The sequence below is a fragment of the Seonamhaeicola marinus genome, assembly GCF_008085455.1.
This window is the reverse complement of record NZ_VSDQ01000560.1, coordinates 1-326: the sequence shown is the minus strand read 5'-3', so window position 1 is coordinate 326 and position 326 is coordinate 1. Positions and strand designations below refer to the sequence as shown.

The window sequence follows — 326 nt, the reverse complement described above, 5'->3', positions numbered from 1 at the left end:
ATACAATAGCAGATTCTGTTACACCAACATCTTTTGGGTCTATAATTTCATAAGTTTCACGGTTTTTAATTACACCGTCTTGGTGTATGCCAGAACTGTGTGCAAATGCATTGGCACCAACAATAGCTTTATTTGGCTGTGTGTAAATACCCATGCTATCTGAAACTAATTGGCTTAAACCGTAAAGCATTTCAGATTTTATGTTTGTATCAAGATTTAAGTAAGGGTGTTGTCTTAAAATCATTACTACTTCTTCTAAAGCGGTGTTTCCTGCGCGTTCACCAATACCGTTAATTGTACACTCAATTTGTCTGGCGCCGTTAATT

Annotated in this window: 1 protein-coding gene; it reads right to left on the bottom strand. The window is 36.5% G+C overall.

The genetic code is table 11. The features are described from left to right. A partial coding sequence (locus tag FUA24_RS08270; RefSeq protein WP_449441424.1) for a homocitrate synthase/isopropylmalate synthase family protein occupies positions 1-326 on the bottom strand: 326 nt, incomplete at both ends.